This is a genomic window from Paenibacillus sp. FSL F4-0243, assembly GCF_037963295.1.
Lineage (GTDB): Bacteria > Bacillota > Bacilli > Paenibacillales > Paenibacillaceae > Paenibacillus_AQ.
This window is the reverse complement of the sequence record NZ_CP150151.1, coordinates 473,688-488,135: the sequence shown is the minus strand read 5'-3', so window position 1 is coordinate 488,135 and position 14,448 is coordinate 473,688. Positions and strand designations below refer to the sequence as shown.

At 45.6% G+C, this 14,448-nt stretch carries 13 protein-coding genes; 5 read left to right on the top strand and 8 right to left on the bottom strand.

Going from position 1 to position 14,448, the window contains the following annotated elements:
* The first annotated feature begins 167 nt into the window (after positions 1 to 167).
* Positions 168 to 2,435 carry an alpha/beta hydrolase gene (locus tag NSS87_RS02190; protein ID WP_339244481.1) on the top strand — a complete coding sequence of 756 codons (2,268 nt, stop codon included), beginning with the start codon at positions 168 to 170 and terminating at the stop codon, positions 2,433 to 2,435.
* A 129-nt stretch (positions 2,436 to 2,564) separates the two neighbouring features.
* Here NSS87_RS02190 and NSS87_RS02185 read toward each other — a convergent pair whose 3' ends face one another.
* Positions 2,565 to 3,614, bottom strand: a complete 1,050-nt coding sequence (locus tag NSS87_RS02185; RefSeq protein WP_042184396.1) for a lactonase family protein — start codon at positions 3,612 to 3,614, stop codon at positions 2,565 to 2,567.
* A gap of 249 nt (positions 3,615 to 3,863) precedes the next feature.
* On the opposite strand from NSS87_RS02185, the gene NSS87_RS02180 reads away from it, so the two are divergent.
* The 3 genes from NSS87_RS02180 to NSS87_RS02170 all read left to right on the top strand — a co-directional run bounded on the left by NSS87_RS02180 (position 3,864) and on the right by NSS87_RS02170 (position 5,995).
* Positions 3,864 to 4,124, top strand: coding sequence for a GlsB/YeaQ/YmgE family stress response membrane protein (locus NSS87_RS02180; RefSeq protein WP_042184394.1), 261 nt, complete (start codon positions 3,864 to 3,866; stop codon positions 4,122 to 4,124).
* 235 nt (positions 4,125 to 4,359) lie between these two features.
* On the top strand, positions 4,360 to 4,860 hold the full coding sequence (locus NSS87_RS02175; RefSeq protein WP_042184392.1) for a cytochrome c biogenesis protein CcdC: 501 nt from the start codon (positions 4,360 to 4,362) through the stop codon (positions 4,858 to 4,860).
* Between the two features lie 172 nt (positions 4,861 to 5,032).
* On the top strand, positions 5,033 to 5,995 hold the full coding sequence (locus NSS87_RS02170) for an L-lactate dehydrogenase (protein WP_042184390.1): 963 nt from the start codon (positions 5,033 to 5,035) through the stop codon (positions 5,993 to 5,995).
* 71 nt (positions 5,996 to 6,066) lie between these two features.
* On the opposite strand, the gene NSS87_RS02165 is transcribed toward NSS87_RS02170, so the two are convergent.
* Positions 6,067 to 8,313, bottom strand: a complete 2,247-nt coding sequence (locus tag NSS87_RS02165; RefSeq protein ID WP_339244479.1) for a heavy metal translocating P-type ATPase — start codon at positions 8,311 to 8,313, stop codon at positions 6,067 to 6,069.
* A 232-nt stretch (positions 8,314 to 8,545) separates the two neighbouring features.
* On the opposite strand from NSS87_RS02165, the gene NSS87_RS02160 reads away from it, so the two are divergent.
* The gene (locus tag NSS87_RS02160) at positions 8,546 to 9,307 is read left to right on the top strand and encodes a CPBP family intramembrane glutamic endopeptidase (RefSeq protein ID WP_339244478.1); all 762 of its coding nucleotides are present in this window, start codon (positions 8,546 to 8,548) and stop codon (positions 9,305 to 9,307) included.
* A 55-nt stretch (positions 9,308 to 9,362) separates the two neighbouring features.
* On the opposite strand, the gene NSS87_RS02155 is transcribed toward NSS87_RS02160, so the two are convergent.
* The 6 genes from NSS87_RS02155 to NSS87_RS02130 all read right to left on the bottom strand — a co-directional run bounded on the left by NSS87_RS02155 (position 9,363) and on the right by NSS87_RS02130 (position 14,365).
* A complete protein-coding gene (locus NSS87_RS02155) occupies positions 9,363 to 9,728 on the bottom strand; it encodes a metalloregulator ArsR/SmtB family transcription factor (protein ID WP_042184384.1) in 366 nt (121 codons plus the stop codon).
* A 109-nt stretch (positions 9,729 to 9,837) separates the two neighbouring features.
* Positions 9,838 to 10,572: an ABC transporter permease gene (locus tag NSS87_RS02150; RefSeq protein WP_076285177.1), complete on the bottom strand. Its 735-nt coding sequence runs from the start codon at positions 10,570 to 10,572 to the stop codon at positions 9,838 to 9,840.
* A gap of 2 nt (positions 10,573 to 10,574) precedes the next feature.
* The gene (locus NSS87_RS02145) at positions 10,575 to 11,291 is read right to left on the bottom strand and encodes an ABC transporter permease (RefSeq protein ID WP_076285176.1); all 717 of its coding nucleotides are present in this window, start codon (positions 11,289 to 11,291) and stop codon (positions 10,575 to 10,577) included.
* The gene (locus NSS87_RS02140; protein ID WP_339244477.1) at positions 11,288 to 12,199 is read right to left on the bottom strand and encodes an ABC transporter ATP-binding protein; all 912 of its coding nucleotides are present in this window, start codon (positions 12,197 to 12,199) and stop codon (positions 11,288 to 11,290) included. Before NSS87_RS02140 ends, NSS87_RS02145 begins: the two co-directional genes overlap by 4 nt.
* A gap of 70 nt (positions 12,200 to 12,269) precedes the next feature.
* A complete protein-coding gene (locus tag NSS87_RS02135) occupies positions 12,270 to 13,694 on the bottom strand; it encodes a HAMP domain-containing sensor histidine kinase (RefSeq protein ID WP_042184376.1) in 1,425 nt (474 codons plus the stop codon).
* On the bottom strand, positions 13,691 to 14,365 hold the full coding sequence (locus NSS87_RS02130) for a response regulator transcription factor (RefSeq protein ID WP_042184374.1): 675 nt from the start codon (positions 14,363 to 14,365) through the stop codon (positions 13,691 to 13,693). The genes NSS87_RS02135 and NSS87_RS02130 overlap by 4 nt, the downstream gene beginning before the upstream one ends.
* Positions 14,366 to 14,448: the final 83 nt, after the last annotated feature.

Below are 14,448 nucleotides of genomic sequence, written 5' to 3'. Positions count from 1 at the left end.
CAAACCTTTTTTTCCAGCCAATGACAAAGGAATCTTTCAAATCCCACGCTATTCAGGCAATAGTGTGGGTTCCTGTAAGATCCACTTGTTATTGATGCTATAAAGTAATATTATTGCTACAGCTTATGGTCTAGAGAAATTACCGCTTAATGTCGGGAGTGAGAATCATGGGTATGGATTTAGAGTACGTCCCTGCGCCGATAAGACCACGGCTTCATAGGAGAATGACTCAAGAAATTAGTCGAAGGATTAGGGGAACTTACCGTTATGATACAACGGTCTGGAGGACAGCAATCGCTGGTCTTTGGATCGTTTGCTTTTTAGCCTTCACCACTGCCGTATTAGGTATACCCACTGGATTAGGGGTGCCAACAGATATTGCACTCGCTGCAGGTACGAGTACCATTCTGCTGGCCATTGCCAGCAATATCATTGCTGTACTGATCGCCTTGACCGGACTGCGCATCCCACGACTATTCGCAGGTTGTGTATTGAGCGATGTTGGAGCGATTCTACTAATCTTATATTACGCAGATTTTGAGATTGAAGCTGCGGCTCTCATTGCTGTTCTACTATCCGTATTAGGTGCATTGGGCGGATTAGCCATCGGTCTGCTGCGCAGCAAAAGAATAACCATGGGACTTCTGCTTACCATTACGGTGACTTTTTCCCAACTTGCTCTGGCAAACGGAGTGCAGGAAATACCTACTTTGGAACCCATTGATATCAGTGATTCAGATGTGATTCCATTAACAGCCGCAAGTCCATCACAACCTGGCAATCAAGCCTATCAGACCTTCACTTATGCCAGCGGTAAGGATCTGCATCGGACCGAATACGGCAAGGATACCAATGTGATCTCTTCTACAGTAGATGCTTCTGCTTATATTAAGGATTGGTCAAAACTCCGCACTTTATTCTGGGGTTTCGATTATAATGCACTTCCACTGAACGGCCGAGTATGGATGCCTGAGGGCGATGGTCCCTATCCGGTAGTTCTGATGGTGCACGGAAATCATATGATGGAAGATTACTCTGACGGAGGGTACGCTTATCTCGGTGAACTCTTGGCCAGCCGGGGGTTTATCGCAATTTCCCTGGATGAGAATTTCCTGAACTATTCTGCTTGGTCCGGTATTCCGGACAATGATTTCAAAGTACGGACCTGGATCATTCTGAAACACCTGGAACAGCTAGCAGCTTTCTCGGATGAACCAGACAATCCTTTTTATCAAAAAATAGATTTCACAAAAACCGCCCTGCTCGGCCATAGCCGTGGAGGACAAGCTGTTGCTATGGCAGCAGACGCCGAGCGTTGGTTCAAAAATGATCCCGTTATGAAGGCAGTAGATCGTTTTAATATAGCCTCTGTGGTCGCCCTTGCCCCTACGGACAAAACGATAGACGATCAGCAAGCCCGTCTCAAGGATGTCAACTATTTGACTCTGCAAGGGGCTCGTGATGGGGATGTACATGATTTCTATGGTGACCGGCAGTATATACGTACATCCTATTCCCAAGGGTCCTCTGCTTTCAAAAGCTCGCTGTATATTGCGGACGCCAATCACAGTCAATTCAACAGTGATTGGGGCGCGTATGATCAGACATTACCTGCTGGCCTCTTTTTAAATCGAGCGCAAACTATGGATGCAGATAAGCAGCGGCAAATCGCTAAAGTGTATGTATCAGCTTTTCTAGAGACCACTTTGCATGGAAAAGACGAATACCAGAGCTTGTTCCGGGATTACCGCAGCGGACTGAAATGGCTACCGGAGACCACTTACTACAATCGATTCCAGGATGGGGGATATCGGCCTGTAGCCACATTTGACGAGGACCGCAACAAGAATACCGTTAATCTCGGAACAGCAGAAGCATCCGGATTATCCTGGTCGGAAGAGCTCGCGAAGGATCGTGAATCGAAGAGCAAAGCCACATATGGTGTCGTTCTTGAACGCACAGCCAAAAAAGACGAGGAAGCTTATTACAACATTAAGCTTAAAGACAGTGTTGTTACTGAAATGGCCCTTTCAGACGCAGATGGCCTTACATTTTCCTTAGCAAACCTCAATGGTGATATCAAAGATGAACTAAGTATTCCGCTACCTCCCAATGTAGAGGTTGAATTAACCGACAAAAATGATACCTCGGCACGCTTGCCGTTAAGTGAGGTAATGGATATTCTTCCACTTCCGCAAACTCAGTTCACGTTATTCCCATGGCTTGAAGAACGGATTAATGATGGGAAGTACGGTGATCTGTCCGAAGCTGTATTTCAGACCTATGAGATGCCGTTCGAACAGTTTCAGGAGGAAGAACCTGAGCTAGAGCCTGAGAACCTGACGGAAATCACCTTCTACCTTGAAGCCGAGGGAGATAAAATCATGCTAGATGACATCGGCTTTTACGATCTAGGAATTCGAAATATGTTTTAAGGTAACTTGCCATTATACCATTTAAGGCCTTCCCCTCAGCACATGTACAGCTGATTGGAAGGCCTTTTATTTTGATAAATTTCGGGGAATAGCCCCTAATATTGAAACATACAATAACCTATTCCCAGCCTACACGGCTTGAATACAGACCGGTGTCTTTATCTTCAGCTCGTTCCCTGTAGGAATTAATCTGCCACTGTCACTATCGATGGAGAACGAAGTAATAATATCACTATTTTGATTCGCAGCGAGCAGCTTGCCACCAATAATGGCGAAATTACGCGGAGTACGTCCGCCTGTAACCTGCCAATCTACCGCTTCAAGATGACCTGTTGAACCCTCAATATGGAACAAGGCGATACTATCTTGTCCCCGGTTTGAGACATACAAGAATTTACCACATGGCGATACATGAATATCGGAAGCTGTATCATCACTACCCGCATTATATTGCTCTGGAAGCGTGCTGACATGCTGTAAAATGCTGAGGTTTCCATTCTGCTCATCATTAGCAAATACCGTTACTGTACAGTTTAGTTCATTCGCCAGATAAATCCATTGTCCTGAAGGGTGTACCGCCAGATGGCGTGGACCTGAACCTGGTGGGAGATTAATCTCCCGATGCTTAGACAGCTTACCTTCTTCAAGGCGATAAATCAGGATTTGATCCAGTCCCAAGTCGCAAACCAGTATATGCTTGCCACTTCCATCCGGAATGACGGAGTGTGGATGCGGAGCTTCCTGACGGTCTTCACGAATTCCTGAACCTACATGTTTCACTTGATCAGACATGACCTGAAGCGAACCATCCTCATTTACAGGAAATACGTTGGCATTGCCACCGGAATAATTAGAGACGAATATGTAATCTTGCTTAGGACTGATCGAGACATAACAAGGAGCGCCACCTTCCGTAGGACGACTTCCAAGTGGACTCAACGCTTTAGTAACAGGATCAATAGCAAAAGCATAGACCTCGCCCTCATCCTTCTCACTAACCGCATAGAGCACGCTGCCTGTGCTGTTTACTGCTAAAAACGATGGATTCTCAATGCCCTTAGTACCCTCAAGAATCTTCATTTCCCCTGATGAAGGACTAAGTGAGCAGAGTAGAATAGCTTCCTCACCTTCAGGGTTGTACGTTCCCACATAAAACAATACCTCATTAGGCCGTTCCATAGTAGCGACTCCTTTGTTTGTATAAATTGTATTTACTTCTTAATTACCCTTTACTGATAGCAACTCACTCAGTATTTTATAATATTTTTTCACTATAGCATGTTTATAGTTGTAATACATTATCGAGTTCAATTTTGAAGCCATTTCCTAACTCTTCCGGCAGTAGTAAGTTTTTACAAGTGGTTTAAACATGATTGGCAAGGTTAATAGTAGACATCGAAAACAACAAAACGAAGGAGTTGAAGTAACATGAGTTTTTTATGGATGTTAATTGTTGGTGGGATCATTGGTTGGTTAGCGGGTCTGATTATGGGCAGAGATATTCCAGGCGGGGTAATTGGTAACATTATCGCAGGTATTATCGGTTCATGGCTCGGTGGCGTGCTTCTGGGAAGTTGGGGACCTAAAGTAAGTGATTTCTATTTCTTCCCTTCTTTGATCGGGGCCGTTGTTCTGATCTTTATCGTCAGCCTTATTCTTCGCTCAACAAATGGACGTAGCCGTTCATAAGCTTAGGCTGAACCAATAATTATTGGACTACTTATATTATTAAAAAAATAGCAGGTCAAGGTTAACTACCTTGACCTGCTATTTGGTGTTTTCGGCCTCTTTCTACTTAATGTAGTATGCAGTGCTTTTCACGGAGCTACTACCTCCATACAGCGGCTACACTTCAATGTTCCGCCATCGTTTTTCTGTTATAATGAAGATACAAGTGACTCAAATCATAGAGAGGTCGTGAATCATGGGTAGCATTAACCCCTCACTCCTACATATCGGCTCCACTATAGGGACCTTGCTCATGGCGCTAATGGTTATTTTTATTCGTCTAAAAGCTAGCGCACGTCCGGTTACCATTCGAAAAATATGGATTCCACCTCTCGGGATGTCGACTGGCTTTGCCATGTTCGTTGTACCTGAAGTTAGGTTTCCTTTATGGTGGGCAGCACTCGCCTTTTTGATTGGCTGGTTCATCTTCGCGTATCCTCTAATACGCAGCACAAACTTCGAACAACGGGATGGACAAATTTATGCTCAGCGTTCTAAGAGCTTTGCTTTCATTCTGCTCGGACTCCTTTTAGTTCGCACCTTACTTCATGAATTTATTAATAGTTATGTCAGTATCCCTCAGTCCGGTGGGTTATTCTTCATCTTAGCCTTCGGAATGATTCTTCATTGGAGATTCTTTATGTACAAACGTTATAAAGCTATGACCTCCTCGGAGGCACAGTCCTTACAGTCATAAGTATATATTGTTATTCTAAGAAGCCATTTCAATTCATACGATTGAGATGGCTTCTTACGTGGATGAATACCTTGTAGGAAAAAACATTTTTCTGTGTCCGATGTTAGGTAACTTGTGGAGGGATACGTTAAAATATATGCATACCTAACAATAGAAAGCGAGGTCAAGGCAATTGAAAAGTAAATCAAGAAAAGTTGCCATCGTCGGTGCCGGGATGGTCGGTTCCAGCTGCGCCTACTCCATGGTCAATCAGGCAATTTGCGACGAGATCATGATGATCGACCGCACCTATGACCGCGCTATGGCACAAGCACTTGATCTCTCACACTGCATGGATTTCACAAGCACACGCACCAAGGTGTATGCCGGAACCCATAGCGACTGCGCAGGAATGGATGTAGTTATCTTAACAGCCGGCGCTAATCCAAAGGCAGGGCAGACAAGACTTGACGTCCTGGAAGCTTCTGCAGTCATTACTAGAGAAATTATTACCAACATTATGGCTGGGGGATTCGATGGAATATTCGTAGTCGCCGCTAATCCAGTCGATATTGTCACTTATATGGTATGGAAAATATCAGGGCTGCCTCGCCACAGAATTATTGGTACAGGAACCTCCATTGACTCCTCGCGCCTAAAGACACTACTATCTGATGTTTTCTCCATCGATCCACGCAGCGTAAACGGCTACGCACTTGGAGAACATGGTGAATCCCAGTTTGTAGCTTGGTCACATGTGACGATTGGCGGTAAGCCCATCCTGCAAATTATGGATCAGCATCGTGAGCGGTTCCAGCATCTAGATCTGGAGGATATCTCCCGCAAGACCAAAGATGCGGGCTGGGAGATATTTACCAAAAAAGGCTCCACACATTTCGGTATTGGCAGCGCACTGGCTTACATTACTCGTTCCATTCTGAATGATGAGCATAAGATCATTGCCGTATCCGCAATTCTGGATGGAGAGTACGGGCAAAGTGGTATATGTACCGGCGTACCTGCCATTATTGGCAACACTGGAATTCAAGAGCTACTGGAGCTTAACCTAAACACCGAAGAAGCGGAGAAATTCAACGCCTCCTGCAGCATTGTTCGCTCAGGCATTGAGAGCTTACACTTGGAAGACAGCATTTAATCTCCTGCAAACAGAAAAAATCGCTCTTTGGGGATCGGTGAATAACACCAATACCCTAAAGAGCGATTTTTTTATCCTTGATCTTTAACTTTTAATGCTCGGATACTGTTCAGTACAGCCAGCACGGTTACCCCAACATCTGAGAATACAGCCTCCCACATCGTGGCAATCCCAAATGCGCCGAGAATAAGAAATATAGCTTTAACGCCTAGAGCAAAAATAATATTTTGCCATACAATCATCCGTGTACGCTTGGCAATTCCGATAGCAACAGGAATCTTCGAAGGCTCATCGGTCATAATTACAATATCTGCCGCTTCAATCGCAGCATCGGAGCCCAGTCCGCCCATTGCGATCCCAACATCTGCTCTAGCTAGTACTGGGGTATCGTTAATTCCATCACCGACAAAAATAATTTTCTCGCGATGTGACTTTTCACGATCCAGCTTCTCGATGGCCTCTACCTTATGCTGCGGCAAAAGCTCCGCGTGAACCTCATCTACACCTAACTGCTTCCCAACATCTTCAGCTACAGAAGAAGCATCGCCAGTTAACATCACCGTTTTACGGATGCCAAGCTTCTTGAGGCTCTGAATAGCCTGCTGCGAGTCCTCCTTCACTTCATCAGCAATCACCAGATAACCCCCATACTGATGATCCACCGCGATGTGAACAACTGTACCGCTTTGCGCTGGCACGTCATAAGTTATGCCCTCTCGCTCCATCAGACGCGCGTTACCTGCAAGTACGGTCTTGCCTTCAATCGAAACCTCGATTCCATGACCGGAGATTTCGTTGTAATTCGAGATCGTTTCCTTAGAAATCTGTTCTCCATAAGCCGCCCTAATCGATTCGGCAATCGGATGGTTCGAATGGCTCTCCGCATAAGCAGCTGTCTGCAGCAATTCATCCTTAGACTTGCCACCTGACGGATAAATTCCTGTAACCTTAAATTGCCCCTTAGTCAACGTTCCGGTCTTATCAAAGACAACTACTTTCACATCATTTAACGCTTCAAGATAGTTGCTTCCTTTAATCAGAATACCACTGCGTGAAGCTGCTCCAATCCCTCCGAAGAAACCAAGTGGAATCGAGACCACAAGCGCACATGGACAGGAGATTACGAGGAATACAAGCGCCCGGTAAATCCAATCTGAGAAGTTTGCCCCGCTAATCACTAGCGGAGGAACGACAGCTAGCAGCACAGCTGTGATCACTACTATAGGTGTGTAAGCCCGTGCAAACTTAGTAATAAAGTTCTCTGTTTTGGCTTTGTTGCTTGAAGCATTCTGTACCAACTCCAGAATTTTGGATACGGCTGATTCACCAAAGGTCTGTGTGACTTGCATCGTAATAACGCCGTTCCGATTAATAAATCCACTTAATACTGTGCTTCCCGGTCCAGCCGAACGCGGTACAGACTCCCCGGTAAGTGCTGATGTATCCATCATGGCGCTTCCCTCAAGGATCGTTCCGTCCAGAGGTACCTTCTCACCCGGTTTCACAACAATCACATCACCGATCGACACTTCCTCAGGAGAGACTCGTTTTAGATCATTTCCAAGCTTAAGGTAAGCAAATTCGGGACGGATATCCATAAGTGCCGTGATAGATCGACGTGAACGGTTTACTGCTAGACCTTGGAACAACTCTCCGATTTGGTAAAAGAGCATAACCGCTACGCCCTCTGGATACTCACCAATCGCAAAAGCACCGATGGTTGCAAGAGCCATCAAGAAATTCTCATCAAATACCTGACCCCGGATAATGTTCTTAACCGCCTGCCAGACAACTTCACTACCCACAATGAGATAGGCTGCTAAGAAAATCAGCAGTTCTACTACACCCTCCACCGGTAAGAATATTCCGGCAAGCGCGAGTATCCCACCGCCACCTAACCGCAGTAGAATCTTACGCGTATCGCCTTCCCCATGCTCGTGGCTGTGGCCATGGCTGTGACCATCCGCATCATCATGCTTATGTCCGTCTGCAGCCTGATGATCGTGTTCATGGCCATGTTTGTGATCCTCTCCATGCGTATGACTACTGTTATTCTGCAGCTTGCGACTGCCCTGAGTCTTCTCTCTTACATTTACATGGGGCTCAAGTGCCTTCACCGTTTTCTTTGCTTCTACAATCGCCGATTCCTCATAACCTGCGGCGGTTTCCATCGTCATTGTCTTCGTAACAAAATTAACGGAACAAGACGATACGCCCTCAATTTTCTTCACTTTATCTTCGATTTTCCTTGCGCAATTGGCGCAATCTAAGCCTTCTAATTCCCACTGACGTTTTACTTTTCCTTGCATCGTATCCATACGGCACATCTCCTCAAATAAAAACCATATATGAGCACTTGTTCATATGTTTTCTTATTGCTATTATATTCCCTTTATTTTTGAAGGTCAATACGTCATATACACCATTTTTCTCCGCTCTCATAAAAATTAAATAAATTGATCTTTTCGTGAAAATATGGTAAATCATGTATGATCGCACCCGAGATGAATTGGCAACTAAATTACACAGAAGGAAGGATGAATGTAGACCATGTCAAAGCTAGCCAAGACGTCTTCTTTTTCACAGAAACACCCTATTTGGACCGTTGTTATTATTGAGATGCTGTTACTTCTAGCTGTATCTGCCGCCGGGACTTACGCTACAATTAAAGAGCTTTCGTATACCGCCCCTGTACTGATCTCCTTTATTCCAATCGCGCTTGTACTGATCATCTACTTCACGGTTAAGAACAAATGGAGTGATCTTGGCTTCCGTCCTCTGAATACCATTTCCTCTGGGAAGTGGATCTATTACGCACCTCTAGCTGTCGTCCTGATCACCATATCCTTTAAAGGTTTTCGTGAGATCAGTACGTCTGAGGTGTTGTTCTTTATCTTCTTCACCCTGCTTGTAGCCTTTGTGGAAGAAAGTATTTACCGCGGATTGATTTTCAAGACTTTACTCACTAAGGGCGCTAAAACGGCTGTGATTACTTCAAGCATACTCTTCTCTATTACCCACTTGCTTAATGCTTTATCCGGTACAGACATGATGCAAATCATCCTACAGCTCGTATATTCTCTTCTGATCGGTTTTGTGCTTTCTTTATTGATGCTGAAAAATAATAATATTCTACCGCTGATATTGTTTCATTTTGTACATAATCTGATTCAGTTTGTTGGAAATGATAATACAAGCGAATATATGGGGATCGATCTATTCATCCTTCTCGTACTCGCTGTGCATTGTCTCTGGCTGGCTCTATCCTTTAGAAAACCAACCCTATCGAGCAACCTAAATCAATCTAGTTAACGCAAAAGAGCGGTTCTCCAACAATCGGAGAACCGCTCTTTTTTGAAAAATACAGCTATTCATGACGGACATGTTCATGCGTCTGCAGAAAGATCTGCTCTACATGCGCATCGTTGAGCGAATAGAATACCGTCTTTCCTTCTTTACGACGCTTCACAATTCGTAAATTCCGTAAATAACGGAGCTGATGGGATATCGCAGATTGTCCCATATCAAGGATCACGGACAAATCGTGTACACATAATTCTTTCTGGGACAAAGCGTAAATGAGCCGCACTCGTGTGGGATCACCCAACGCTTTGAACATCTCTGCCATTTTATCCGTTATTTCTCGGTCAGGCAGAATCAATGCAATGGATTCCGGTTCAAGCTCCGAACCCTTGCATGTGTTATCGCAATCTTCTAATGCCGTTGGCTCCATGCTATCGCCTCCTCCACCAGCTAGTCAGCTTTGCTGATTGTTTTCCTCAATTATATGAAAACCAGCTCTGGATGTCCATGGAGAAGGCGTTTATAAGAATCGTACTAAATCAGACCGCTTTACGATAAAAGGAGAATAGTCCTGCCGCAAAAAACACAATAAAACTACCGCCCACTACCATCATCAGCGTTTCGAACGGTAAATTAAAAGCCCCAAACGTGTCATCACCATACGGCATCATAGCCAACATCGGTTGTACCCAAGGATAATAGGGGCCATAGGTTGAAGAATTGGCGATCAGCATATTAGGAATGGTCAGACTCACATTCAGCGCCAGCGGTGCGCCAAAACTGCTCCAGCCTTGAGAGATAGCCAGCTGCAGTGCAGCGAGTGGCAGACAGGCAATAAAGCCGCCAAATACCGAGCTAAGCAGCAGCGACCAAGGGATCGAATCCGGAATATTTCGGAAAAAACCCATTCCCAGCACCATCACCAGGAACGTTAGTTGAACCGCAGCCAGCAATCCGATAATCATCACATATTTTGAGAGGTACACTGATAACCGAGTCACAGGCAGAGACAACAACATCTTCCAGCCTCCGTCATGATGCTCATAACGACAGATCAGCGCTGCGAAAATACCCGAAAGCACAGGTAGAAACAGCAAGGCATGCATCATGGACATCACATTTAACAACAGTTCCCAACTCATCTTCTCCCCTTGATTATCCGCCAATGCCCCGGGAAGTAATGCTAAAATCGGACTGCCTATAACTAAAAGCCAGACATATGATTTAGACATTTTTAATCGTTCTGCCGACAACACTCTCCAAAATGAATTCATCGTTAATCCACATCCTTTCGTGCGAAGTGCAGTGCACCCGGCAAAAGAATCAGCAGCCCCAGCAGCAACCCTGCACCGCTAAATAAGAGACGATGCGAAGATTCCCAAGCCATATATGGCCATGTTAAAGGAACCCACTCCGAAAGTAACATGGAGAAGATAGACACCAGAGATAAGGTTATTCCAAGAGCAACTGGCAATGTCTGATTACGGTTAGCCAGAGAAAGCCACAGCTGCAAAGCGATAACCGGCAATGCTGCAATATAGGACATAAAGCCAATTCGTAACACATCCAAATACGGAATCAGTTCGACCTTGAAGCCCAAAACAAGCCCTAAACCAACTGTACCCACCGAGAGCAACAAACAAGAAACCGCCACTAGCACCAAACATAACACCAGCTTAGCCATAAATACTGAAGTACGTGAGATAGGTAGTGCCAAGAGCTGCTTCCACGAGCTCATCTGATGTTCTACATTTGCAATCAACGAGCATACTAAGGTCCCTCCAAGAAAGAGAGCAATGGGCACAAATGCAGCCACATTGTTCAGAAGTCCACCCCATAAATCCGCGCTATACTGCTCGCGAAGATAATCATAACGAAGGCCGAAGTTCAAGCCTTGCATGGCTACAAGTCCAAGCGGTCCAAGAAACACTAGAAACCAGAGTCCCTTGCCACGGATTTTGAGCCAATCCGCCGACAGTGCCCGCCACATCATGATTCCTCTCCTCCTACAACCTGCAGGAAGAAGTCCTCAAGTGATTGTCTCCGCTCCTCTACACGATAAATAGCATGCCCATTCTCTACCAAGGCTTTGACTAGCAAGGCAACTCTTGCATCGATCATCCGGGAGAAGACTAGCTTTTGGTCTTGAAGTATCCCTGCGTACCCCCGTTCTTCAGCAAGACGCAGCGCGGCCTCCGGGTCCGAGACTGCTAAACGCATTTCTCCCCCGGCTTGCCGCTGCAGATTCGTTATACTATCTTGGTACACCATTTGCCCTTGACGAATAATCCCTACGGTATCCGCCATTTGCTCAATTTCACTAAGCAAGTGACTGGATACTACGACAGTAATCCCTTGCTCCTGCGGCAATCGTTTAATCAGTCCGCGAATTTCCTGAATCCCTGACGGGTCAAGTCCGTTCGTCGGCTCATCCAGAATAAGCAGCTCCGGTTCCCCGAGCAAGGCAGCAGCAATACCTAGTCTCTGCTTCATCCCAAGGGAGAACCCTTTAACTGGACGCTTCTCTTCCCCTGTTAAGGAAACAATATCTAGCACCTCAGCAATCCGTGACTTCGGAGCACCAAGGATACGCCGGATGGCTTCAAGATTATCCACAGCGCTTAAGTGCCCGTAATAGGATGGAGACTCGACAAGCGACCCTACCTTCCGCAAAATTTGCAGTTTATGCTTGCGAAGATCCTGGCCGAAGACTTCAATCCTTCCTGATGTTGGAGTGATCAGTCCAAGCAGCATACGAATTGTTGTTGTTTTCCCTGCCCCGTTCGGGCCAAGAAAGCCATAGATCTCTCCCTTGCGGATGTTCAAATTTAAATTTTCCACCGCAGCCCGGCCACGGTATTTTTTTAATAAATCTTTCGTTTCAATCACTGTTTCTTTCATGTTCCTCACCTCGGTAATTAGCATAACGTCCCAAGGTTAAGAACAAGGCGGCACGAAGTTTAAGTTTTGTTTAAATTTCATCCCGTGGATTGAAGATTACAATAGAGGTGCCATCTCCTGTACTCTCCATATCCCACTCTAACTCCATATGCTTCATTAACAGATCCACGATGGACAGCCCTAATCCTGCCCCTTTGTAATCGGATGGACTCTGGATACCTCTGCCGTGATCCGTAATCAAAATAACACGTTGCCCATTACGGGACTCCGTAGAAATCCCTACATAAAGACCACTGCTGGCATGACGTACAATATTCTGAAACAGATTATCAAGAATACGGCGGAACCAGACCTCATCCACCATCCAGAACAGCGGATCAGCCTCCAGGTCAATATCGATCTCGAAGTTCTCTTTTTCCCATACGGGGTACCAAGCAGCAGCACTTTCCCGCAACAAGCGCAAGACATCTTTACGCTCCTTCTTCAAAGTGATCCGTCCGCTGTTGAGGAGATTGTAGGATAAAAGATTCTCGATCAAGACGCTAAGATCTGCTATTCGCTTATCCATTAGCTCTAAGGACTGTTGTCCTTGCGGGGTTAAGCTCTCTTTAGTCATTACATGGATGTGGCTGCGAATAACCGTTAGTGGTGTACGCAAATCATGAGATAGGTTAGATACTAGACGCTTTCGAAGCTCTTCCTCTTCGATTTCCCTCTTTCGACTTTCGTCAAGCTTCGCCACCATCGTGTTAAAAGCTTCCTCCAGTCTGCCAATCTCATCCAGCTTGCCCGTCATAATAGACTTAGGCATTCTATCCGGCCCCGTAATCGTCATCGCGGTTTGCAGCTGTAGTAGCCGTTTGCGTATTTTTCTAAAGAACAGCAAAGAAACCAGTGCGAACCCTCCAAAAAGTACAAAGAGCACAAAGTAATACAAAGCCCAAGCCCCGACTCCCCCATAAGCCCCTTTGTTGAGCAGCTTGTTTGGAATTTGCATTACCATAAACCCTTTACCCGCATCCACTCGATCTCCCATAAAGGCGACGATGGCTAAAGGATCACGCTTTGTACTTTCTTTCATAAAAAAAATAGCCTCAGCCGCAGTCCACTGCTCCGGAACTCCGCTGCCATGATCCGGATTGCCTTCATCAGGTGTGAGAATCAACTGGGTCATTCCCTGCCCATCTACCCAAAACATAGTAGCCTCAGTGTATTTCCCGCTCAGTTCATATAGCCGCTCATTTATGCCTTCCGAAGAAGCATTTTCCATTTGAAGCGCCTCTTTATGCCACATGGTCTCCAGCGCTGCAACACTCGAATACAGAGAGGTGTCTACAGGTGGAGCCCCTTTAGTCACTTCATTAACCATATTGTAGAGAACAAAAGATAACGGCAGGACCACAGGGATAAAAAGCAGTGCAGAAACGATAATAAGCAAATATCCCGATAGCAAAGAAGAGCTACGCTGCTTGCGAATACGCCCTAACCCCCTCATGCTCTTACCCGATATCCGATCCCCCGGACAGTTTCTATAATTTCCGGATTGCCTGGATCAAGTTCTAACTTTTCGCGCAAATATCGTATATGTACCATCAAAGTTTTATCCCCTTCGAGATAGGCTTCTCCCCAGACGGCTTCATAAATCTGCTCCTTCGTCATAATCTGGCCGAGATGACGCAGCAAATAAGAAAAAATCTGAAATTGCTTACCCGTAAGCATGACTTCTTCCTGTGTCTGAGCATTTATTACTCGGTTATCCCCTTCATATACGACTAGGTGTTTAAGCGTGAGCGAATCCTGAACAGATGCCCCATTCCGCCTGAGCAGCACTTCAATTCTGGCTGCCAATTCATCCGGATGAAATGGCTTCGTCAAATAATCATCCGCGAATTCAAGCCCCTGCAGTTTATCATCAATAGAGGTTCGCGCAGAGAGCATCAAGATCGGAAGCTTAGGGTACGCCCGCTTCAATCGTTGTCCGACAGTAAAGCCATCCAGACCCGGAAGCATTACATCCAGAATAGCTAATTGACAAGGCGCCGCTTCCTCCGTCGCTCCCTCCCCACTCCGCAGCCAACGCACACTATAACCACGCTCACTTAAATCCGCAGACACGACGCTGCCGATTTCATGATCATCTTCAATATATAACAGAGTAACGCTCATATATTTTAAGTCCTCCCCTGAGAAACTACGTAAAAAGTTGAAGTCATTATAACATGTTTTAACAGGACACTCAGGGACTTATC